Annotated in this window: 6 protein-coding genes; 1 reads left to right on the top strand and 5 read right to left on the bottom strand. The window is 62.0% G+C overall.

What is annotated here, in order from left to right; genetic code table 11:
* Nucleotides 1-54 precede the first annotated feature (54 nt).
* Complete coding sequence (locus HU725_RS16230) at nucleotides 55-1,002, top strand: alpha/beta hydrolase (RefSeq protein WP_186478779.1); 948 nt, start codon at nucleotides 55-57, stop codon at nucleotides 1,000-1,002.
* 227 nt (nucleotides 1,003-1,229) lie between these two features.
* On the opposite strand, the gene HU725_RS16225 is transcribed toward HU725_RS16230, so the two are convergent.
* The 5 genes from HU725_RS16225 to pvdM form a co-directional block, all read right to left on the bottom strand.
* Nucleotides 1,230-3,707 carry a TonB-dependent siderophore receptor gene (locus tag HU725_RS16225; RefSeq protein ID WP_186478780.1) on the bottom strand — a complete coding sequence of 826 codons (2,478 nt, stop codon included), beginning with the start codon at nucleotides 3,705-3,707 and terminating at the stop codon, nucleotides 1,230-1,232.
* A gap of 84 nt (nucleotides 3,708-3,791) precedes the next feature.
* Nucleotides 3,792-5,450 carry a cyclic peptide export ABC transporter gene (locus HU725_RS16220; RefSeq protein ID WP_186478781.1) on the bottom strand — a complete coding sequence of 553 codons (1,659 nt, stop codon included), beginning with the start codon at nucleotides 5,448-5,450 and terminating at the stop codon, nucleotides 3,792-3,794.
* A gap of 152 nt (nucleotides 5,451-5,602) precedes the next feature.
* Nucleotides 5,603-6,457: a dihydropyoverdine dehydrogenase gene (gene pvdO, locus HU725_RS16215; RefSeq protein WP_186478782.1), complete on the bottom strand. Its 855-nt coding sequence runs from the start codon at nucleotides 6,455-6,457 to the stop codon at nucleotides 5,603-5,605.
* Between the two features lie 25 nt (nucleotides 6,458-6,482).
* The gene (pvdN, locus tag HU725_RS16210; protein ID WP_060476968.1) at nucleotides 6,483-7,772 is read right to left on the bottom strand and encodes a pyoverdine-tailoring periplasmic protein PvdN; all 1,290 of its coding nucleotides are present in this window, start codon (nucleotides 7,770-7,772) and stop codon (nucleotides 6,483-6,485) included.
* The gene (gene pvdM, locus HU725_RS16205) at nucleotides 7,772-9,130 is read right to left on the bottom strand and encodes a pyoverdine-tailoring dipeptidase-like protein PvdM (protein WP_186478783.1); all 1,359 of its coding nucleotides are present in this window, start codon (nucleotides 9,128-9,130) and stop codon (nucleotides 7,772-7,774) included. Before pvdM ends, pvdN begins: the two co-directional genes overlap by 1 nt.
* Nucleotides 9,131-9,236 lie beyond the last annotated feature (106 nt).

Raw genomic sequence — 9,236 nt, 5'->3', positions numbered from 1 at the left:
TTCGTCATTCAACCGGGGAGGCCTGCCTAGGCCTCACCCTAATCGAGGCACTCCATGCTACATCCTGAACTTGAAGCGTTTCTGGACCTTGCTCAAGCCAATGCTGACAACCTACCCATGCATCAGCTGAGCCCTGCCGAGGCCCGGCGGGCCTTCCAGCAATCTACCGAGCAATTGCAATGGGCTGCGCCGGATGAGCTGGCTGTCGAAGCACTGAATGCGCCGGCCAGGGACGGTGCACTCATCCCGCTGCGCCTTTACAGGCCGCCGCAGGCAGACGACCTGTTGCCAGTACTGGTGTATTTCCATGGCGGCGGGTTTGTTGTAGGCAGCCTGGATAGCCACGACGGCGTTTGCCGCGAGCTGTGTGCCAGGGCTGGTTGTGCCGTGTTGGCGGTGGGTTACCGTCTGGCACCGGAGCATCGTTTTCCGGTTGCCGTGAACGACGGCGAGGATTGCCTTGAGTGGCTGGCCAGCCAGGCAGCGGCGCTGGGCCTTGACCGTGCCCGTGTTGCATTTGGTGGCGACAGCGCAGGCGCGACCCTGGCGACGGTGCTGGCCATTGCTGCTGCCCGGCAGGGGGAGCGCGCACGGCTTGTCCCTCGCGCTCAGTTGCTATGTTACCCAGTGACCGATGCTAGCCGGCAGAGTGTCTCGCGCACGCTGTTCGGCGAAGGTTACCTGCTTGAGAGCGATACCCTGGAGTGGTTCTATGACCATTACGCGCGTACCGCGAAAGACCGTGAAGACTGGCGCTTTTCACCGCTGCTGGCCGAGGACCTGAGCGGTGTGGCGCCGGCCATCGTCGCCTTGGCCGGGCTCGATCCGTTGCTCGATGAGGGGCGGGCCTACGTGGAGCGGTTGCGCCAGGCTGGGGTTGCGGTCCAGGTGATGGAGCTGCCGGGGCTGACCCATGATTTGCTGCGCATGGCCGCGGTACTGCCGCAGGTACTGCAGGTGCATGAGCGACTGAGTGCGGCGCTGGCTCGAGCTTTGGGGTAAGGGAGATCAGGGGGGCGCTTTGGGTGTTTAGCGCCTGGGAGAGCGAGCACCGCTTGTGCGGTGCATCGCGAGCTGTGCTCGCTCCTACACGTTCGCGCATGTCTCAAGGCCTGCGCAGGCCCGGAGGGTCTAGCTGCGAAGAGTTCTGCGGGGTGGATGGCACCGGCTAAGCCCGTATTCGCGGCTAAAACCGCGAATACGGGCGGGTGCCTGACTTGGCCGGGAACTCAGAAATCGCCTTTCAAAGTCACCATGAAGTTACGGGGCTCGCCGTAATAGTTGCCCCACCCGGTGGCCCCGATGGTGCTGTAGTACTTCTTGTCGAACAGGTTGTTGCCATTGACCGCAACGGTCCAGTTCTGGTCGATGCGGTACTGCACACGGCCACTGAACAGCGTGTAGCCCGGCTGCTCGATGCGCGTGGTGCCCTGACGGCGGAAGTTATCGCTCTGGCTGGTCACTCCCGCGCCCAGGGTCCAGCGGTCCAGCGCGCCGTCAAGCTGGTAGTCACCCCAGACTTTGACCATGTGGCGTGGAATGAAGCTTGAGGTGAACGTCAGTTCCGTTGGGTCGGTATCGTTGATGGTTTTCAGGTATTTGGTCTGGGTATAGGTGTAGCCAGCCAGCAGTTGCAGGCGATCGATCGGCGATCCGCTGATCTCAGCCTCGAAGCCCTGAGCACGCACCTTGCCACTGTCGCTGTAGCAGTAACCGTCACTGGAGCCGCCGCAGACATTTTCATAGTCGGTTTCTGCGCGGTGATCCTCGATGGTACGGAACAGATTGAACGAGGTGTTCAGGTTGCCGTCGAGCAGCTCGCCTTTGATACCCAGCTCATAACTGCCACCGGTTTTGGGCTGCAGTGATTTGCCATCGGCAGTGGTCAGGTTGCCTTGTGGCTGGAAGATCTGCGCGTAGCTGGCGTAGGCGGTCCACTGGTCGTTCAGGTCGTAGAGCAGCGCGCCGAAGGGGGTGACTTCACCATTTTCCTTGCTGCGAATATGTTCCCAGGTATCCCAGCGCTGGGTATACGAGTCGCGATCGTTGCGGTACCAGCTGACGCGGCTACCCAGCACCAGCGTAAGGGGTTCGGCCAGTTTCAGCCGCAGGTTGGCATAAGTGCCCCACTGAGTGGTGGTGGAATCGGTAGGGAACGGCCCGCCACGGAGGGTGCCGGTCTGGTAGTCGGCTTTGCTAGGGCGCGGGAAGTTATCCGATGGGTCGAAGGGGTTTTGCGTGCCGCTCAGAGCCAGTAGCGCGAAATAGTCGTGATTCTTCTGGCGACTGGCATTGGCCCCGATAATCAGCTCATGCTCCAGGCCGAAGGCCTCGAACTTGCCATCGATGTAGCTATCGAAGCCGTAGTCGGTCTGGTCGTAATCGAAGCGACCGGCGTAACGGCCCATAGCGCCAGTGCTAGCGCCTACCGGCACGGCGCCTTCAGAGTAACCGTACTCGATGTTCTGATTGTTGTGGGTATACACCGAGGCGAAGTTAAGCGACCAGTCATCGTTGAAGCGGTGTTTGAGGTCAGCGAAGCCTGTGATGCGCTCGCTTTGCAGGTCGTTCCAGCTGGCGCCCAGGCAAGTCGAGCGGGATAGCTTCAGGTCGCTGCCGTTGGCGTATCGTGGCAGGCCATGATAGCAAGGTGAGGCATCGACATCCTCGTAGGCAAGGCCCAAGCCCAGGGTCGTGTCGGGCGTCACATCCCAGTCGATGGCGCCGTAAGCGACACGGTCCTGACGATCGGCGTTGTCGTAGAAATACTGTTTGTCCTGAAGCGCCGCTACCGCTCGGCCGCGCACGGTTCCCGATTCGTTAAGCGGCCCACCCACATCCACTTGGCTGCGGTAGTTGTCCCAACTGCCGGCGGACAGGGTAACGCTGGTGTGTGCCTTGTCTTGCCCCCGCTTGCGCACGAAGTTCACGCCGCCGGCCGAGGAGCCGGAGCCCTTCATCATGCCGGCTGCGCCCTTGAGGATTTCCACGCGGTCGTAGAACGCCATGTCGCTGGAAAAACTGTTGGCCTGCACGTAGTTGCCACCCACATCCAAGGGCACGCCGTCGTACTGGTACTGGCCGTCGAGGTTGAAGCCGCGCGAGTAGAAATACTTGCCGCCCATGGGCGAATCGTAGGTGGTGATACCGGGCGTCTTGTCCAACACCTGCTCGAGGGTGTTGAGGTTTTGGTCATCGAGCATCTTGCGGGTCATGACCGTGACCGACTGCGGCGTTTCTTTGAGCGTGTGCACGCCTTTGCCGATGGTCACGGCACGTGCAGCGTACGAGTTGGTCCCCTCACTGGTGGCGCTGAGTGTGTTGGCGTCGATGTTCAAAGGTCCCAGCTCCATCGCCGATGACGCCGATGCGCCAGTCAGGATCACCGTCTGGCCGTCGAGCTGGTAGTTCAGGCCGCTGTCACGCAGCAGCAGGCGCAGTGCCTGTTCAGGCTCCATAGTGCCCTTGATAGCGGGGGCGGTGGTGTTACGCACGCTTTGCGGGCTGTAGAGCAACTGCAGATCAGCCTGTTGCGCCAGAGCATTGAGTGCGCCGGCGAGCCCCTGCGATGGGATGTTGAGCTGTACGGGTTCGGCGTAAGCATGCATCGAGGCGGCCAGCGCACAGGCCAGTAGCGTCGGAGATGCCAAGGTCAAGGATTTCCTGCGAACCGCCCGGGCGAGCGGCGAAACCGTATTAGTGATCATGCGGATACTCAGTGTTAGCAGATAGATTACTTATGAGAGTTATTTGCATTTATGTAACGTTCGGATGCCCCAGAACCGGAAAGCTCAATGTGAAAATTCTGTGATTTCTTCTTCCACGCGCTTGCCGTTGCGCAGGCGCAGCAGGTGGTCGGCCACATCGAAGTAGCGATCGTCATGGCTGATGACGATGATGGTCTTGCCCATACGCTTGAGCCCCGGCAGCAGCTCGGTATAGAAGATGCGCCGGAATGTCGGGTCCTGGTCGGCCGCCCATTCGTCGAACACCAGCACAGGGCGCCGCTCCAGCCAAGCGTTGATCAGCGCCAAGCGTTTGCGTTGCCCGGTGGACAAATCCGTGGTGGTGAAGGCCCCGTCGCGGATCTGCACCTTGTGGGCGATTTCCAGTCGTTGTAAATAGTTGCCGGCGTCCTCGGGCAACGCCTGGCCGTCCTGCAGCAGGTCATCGAACAGGTAATAGTCGGCAAACACGGTGGTGAACAGCTGGCGGTAGTCGTCGCGGTTGCTGGCGGTAACGCTCTGGCCGTCCAGTACTATCTCGCCTTCATGGGGCGCGTACAGGCCCAGCAGCAGCTTGATCAGGGTGGTCTTGCCGCAGCCGTTCTCGCCGACGATGAACAGGATGTCGCCCTGTTCTATTCGCAGGTTGATCGGCCCAAGGGCGAAGGGCGCAGCACCTTCTACTGGCGGGAAGGCAAAGCGCACATTGCGCAGCTCCAGGCTTTGGATTTCCCGGTCAGGCACATCAGGGGCATCGAGCAGCAGGTGCGGTTCGGGCGAGGAAAACTGCTGCGACAGCTCGGCAATGCGACGCAAGGCAATCTGCGCGCGGCTGACGATGGGCAGGGTCGAGACCAAGTGCTCAAGTGGCCCTTTCATGTACAGCAACACCAGCACGAAGCCGCTGGTCACCTTGGGGTCGCTGACCAGTTGCGCCTGTTGCAGGGCCAGCACCAGGCCGATCACCACAAAGAACAGCATCGAGCCAAGGCTTTTGGCGATGACGAAAATGTTGATCGAGCGCACGTGAGTGTCGCGGATGTAGTTCGCCGTACGGCTGATGCGGTCGTTGAACATACGCTGGCGACGCGGGCGGCTGATGCGCAGTTCCTTGGCACCAGAAGCTACACCGTCGTAATGCTTCTGCAATTCGTCTTCAGCTTCACGCGCCGCATTGAACCCCCGGATGCCACGTATGCGTGCGATGTATTGCACGCCTGTACCTATCAGCACCGCAAGCGCGGCGATCAGAAACATAGGCCAGGATAAGTGCGCCAGATACCCCAGGCAGCCCAGGGTCACCGACAGCGAGATGGCCAGCGGGGCGAACGCGAAGGCGAAGTCACTGATGGTGTCAACGTCATGGGTCAGCACCGGTATCAGGCGGTGGCTGCGGTAGCGCTCGATCTGCTCGATCGGCGCACTGAGCACTTTTTCGCCCAGGTCACGGCGCAAGCTCGCGATCACGTGCTGGCCGACATAGTTGGTGCCGATGTCCGAAGCGATGGAGGCGCCCAGCGCCACCAGGCAAATGCCCGCGAACGCCAGCACCACGCCCCAGCTCAGTGCGCCAGGGGTATGCAAGAGGTTGTTGATGTTGGCCAGCAGCACGGTAATGCAGAGGCCGCCCACGATACCAAGGCCGATGGCAGCGGCGACAATCAGGCGGTAGGGTTTGAGCAAGCCGAGGAGTTCGCGAAGTGCGCCAGGGGACGATCGGTTCATTGTGGGTTCCTGGTGGATGCGCGCGAGCGCTTTGGGCGCTGCGTCAGGCAGGCGCCGTGCGGGCCATTGCCCTGTGAGGAAGACGTTCGAGAAGGGTTCTTATTTAGCAAGCCCAGGCTATCGAGCCTGGGTCGTCTGGATGACCGCGCGGGTTACAGCTCTCGAGCTACCCGAAACCCCAACCAGTCGCCGCGTACATAGGGTTCGCGGTAGTTGCGGTTACCCGAGCGGGAAAACACCGGCGCTTCACTGTAGTCGTTGCCGCGGATGTGGTTGTACTCGCAGCTTGCTTCCATCCACGCGCTGCCATCGCTGGGCGCGCCTACGTAGCTGTCGTGCATGCAGTCGGCTACCCATTCGTAGACGTTGCCGTGCATGTCGTAGAGGCCGAAGGCGTTAGCCGGGAAGCTGCCGGCAGGCGAGGTGTAGTTAAAGCCGTCGGCGGCGCCGTAGGTGTTGGCGTGTTTGGCGATGCTGTATTGCTTGCCTTCGTCGAACGGGAACGGGAATGGGCCGCTGGAGCCTGCACGGGCGCCATATTCACGTTCGGCCTCGCTGAGCATGCGGTAGTGCTTGCCGGTTTTCTTGGACAGCCAGGCAACGTAGGCCTTGACCTCGTCATAGCTGATGCATACCGCCGGTTGGTCCGGGCCTTGCGGGTAGCTAGGCTTGCCATTGGTGCAGCGCCGGCCTGGGCGGTCGTCGCCGTCGGGCAGGGTGACCTTGGCTTCGCGTTGCCAGGCTTGCATCTGCTTGGCCTGGACCTGGAAGCGGCTGACCGCAAAGGGCTTGGCGAAGGTCACGGTGTGCATCGGGCCTTCGTCGGGCTGGCGGCCCACTTCATCATCCGGCACGCCCATGGTGAAGCTGCCGGCGGGCAGCACCACCATCTCCGGGCAATCCTTGCAGTCCTTGAAAATCTTGCCGGGTTTGGGCGCGTCGGCGGCCAAGGCCGGGGCGCTGGCGAACAGGGCGGCCATCAGGGCCAAGGGTTTGAACATAGCCATAGGGTTCTCTTTAAAGGCAACAATGTCAGGTGAGTTGTGGCGCGAGGATCGCCATCAACCGGTCGATCTCGGCTTCGTCGTTGAGCAGGCTTGGGGCCAGGCGCACCACTGGGCCCACGTCACGGTCGACGGCATCACTGATGACCTTGTTGGCCATCAGGTGGCGGGCGACGGCGTCGCAGTCGCGGCCTTCGACGCGAAAGAAGGTGAACCCTGCGGAAAGCTGGCTGCTGCGAGGGGTGACCAGCTGCACCTTGGGGTGCTCGGCCAGCCGCTGCTTGAGGTAGTCATTGAGTTGATGCACGCGAGCCTGGACATCGGCCTTGCCCAGTTGCAGGTGCAGCTCGAACGCTTTGCCCAGGGCCAGGCGATGATCGAAGGCGTGGTAACCGCCAGGGGTCATCAAGGTGCCGAAGTTTTCACCTTTGGTGAACGTCGGCAGGCTCGGCACCAGGTAAGGCTGTGGCTTGGCGTGGCGAGCGATGATCACGCCGGTACCGCGTGGGCCGAACAACCACTTGTGGGTGCCGGCGATGAAGTAGTCGCAGTTGAAGTCAGCGAAGGTTACGTCCTCGATGCCGAACCCGTGTACGCCATCCACCACGTAGATGATTCGGTCCTGCTCGTCGCGTTGCTGGTTGAGCTGGTTCACCAGTTCACCGACCTCGCGGATCGGCAGCTTCACGCCGCTGCCAGACTGCACCCAGGTCATGCCCAGCACACGGGTTTCGGGGCGGATGGCCTGGCGGATATTGCCGAGTATTTCGTCCACCGAAACCTGGTGCGGGTCCTTGAACAGCGCCACCCGGCGCACCTTGGTACCCATAAGCCGTTCGCGGTAATCCAGCCGAGTGTTGGTCGAATAGTGCTCATGGGCGCTGACCAGGATCTCCTTGCCCGGCGCCACCTGCAGGCCGCCATAGATCATCGACAAGCCCTCGGTGGTGCTGCCTGTCAGGGCCACCTGGCCTGGCTGTACGGCGAAGTAACGCCCAGCCCAGGCACGCACCTGGTTTTCGTAGCCCCACAGTTCTTCGCGGTCCCAATCGACCATTTCGCCGGGGTTCTGATCCAATCGAGTGCGAAAACGGGCGATGGCCTCAGTTACCACGCGCGGGTGGGAGGCGAGCAGGAAATTGCAAAAGTGCAGGTAGGCCGGGTCCAGGTCGAACTGCTGGCGCAGGGCTTGCCATTTGTTCTGGTCGGGCGTTGCCAGCGGCGTGACGGCCAGCGCCGTCTGGGCAAAATTGCCGGTCAGCGGTAGGGCGGCGGCCAGCAGGCCTGCCTGTTTGAGAAAGCGCCGACGTGCGTTCATCAGCCGCGCTCCGCTGGTTTGATGGCACTGGGTTTGGCCAAGCTTTGCACGGTGTCCCACACGCGCAGGAAATTGCCGCCCCACAGCTTGGCGATGTCCGCGTCAGAGTACCCGCGCTGAATCAGCTCGGCGGTGACGTTGCGCGATTCACCGACGTTCATCCACCCCGTGACGCCGCCGCCATCGTTGAAGTCCGAGGCGATGCCAACATGGTCGATGCCGATTTTGCGCACGGTATAGTCGATGGCGTCGACCAGGTCCTTGACCGTGGCGCGGGGCTCTTCGTCGAGGATGGCGTACAGCGCGCTGGCGTACTCACCGAACCGCTTTTCCGGCCAGATGGCAATGATCGCATCGCCCGGCATCAAGGCATTGGCAAGGCCCGTCAAGGGCTGCAGGTGGAAGCGTTTGCGCAGCGCGTTGAGTTTGTCCAAGGTGCCTTGGCTCAGGGGCTTGAGGTAGGCGGGAAAACCCACCACCTGAACCACACCGCCGCTGCGTTTGATCGCTTGCAGTTCGTGGTCGCTCAAGTTGCGCGGGATATCTACCAGCGCTCGCGGTGCCGAGTGGGAGGCGACCATCGGCGCACGGCTCAGGCGGGCCACGTCTTCCAGGGCCAGGGTCGACATCTGCGAGACATCGATGATCACGCCAAGGTCGTTGAGCCGAGCCACCGCTTGCTCACCCAGCGGCGATAGGCCGCCCAGGGCGTCAGGGGTGTCGTTGAGAAACGGCAGCGGGCGCGAGGAGTCGGCCCAGTCATTGTTGCCCACGTAGCTGAAACCGAACATGCGCATGCCGCGCGCAGCCCAGGTGTCCAGGGCATCGAGGTCGTGCCCCAGGGGATAGGCGTTGAGCATGCTGAGGAAGATGGCAAATTTGCCCTCGCCATGCAGGCGGCGAAAATCGGCGGGGGTATAGGCGATGGCAACCTGGTTGGGGTAATCGCGGACCATGCCGGTAAGGATCTTGTAGCGCATTTCCTGCTGCAGGCGCGCTTCATCGACAAAGGCCGCGGTGGGGCGATGGGGCGCGTTGTCGCCGTTCCAGATTTCCGGCCAGCCAAAGATCGTCAGCGCAGCGCCTGACAAACGCCCCCGCCCAGCCTTGACCAGGTCGAACTGGCCGCTGCCATCCTTGTCGGCCTCTTTGCCTTCGGTGCCAAAATCCAGCGGTACGGTGATGTGGCTGTCGAAAGAAAGGATGCGCTCTTGCAGTTGCTCGGCGTGTTTGATCACCTCGCGCGGGTAACCGGCGGGCAGGTAGATGAAGAAATACCAGGCTGCGGCGCCTGCGGCTGCGAGGATCAGGGCCAGGGCTGCGAGGTAGGGGGCCTTGCGCAAGCGTGTCGTATTCATTGCCATCCCGTTGGTTGCCAGGGTCGATACGGCAGCCGCGCTTACCGGGCTTGCCTGTCACGGAGGGACGAGGCCGGCAGCCGGAAATTTAGCAGCGCGCCGGCGT

The sequence above is a fragment of the Pseudomonas promysalinigenes genome (assembly GCF_014269025.2).
In the GTDB taxonomy this organism is placed as follows: Bacteria; Pseudomonadota; Gammaproteobacteria; order Pseudomonadales; family Pseudomonadaceae; genus Aquipseudomonas; species Aquipseudomonas promysalinigenes.
This window is presented reverse-complemented; position numbering and strand designations above follow the sequence as displayed.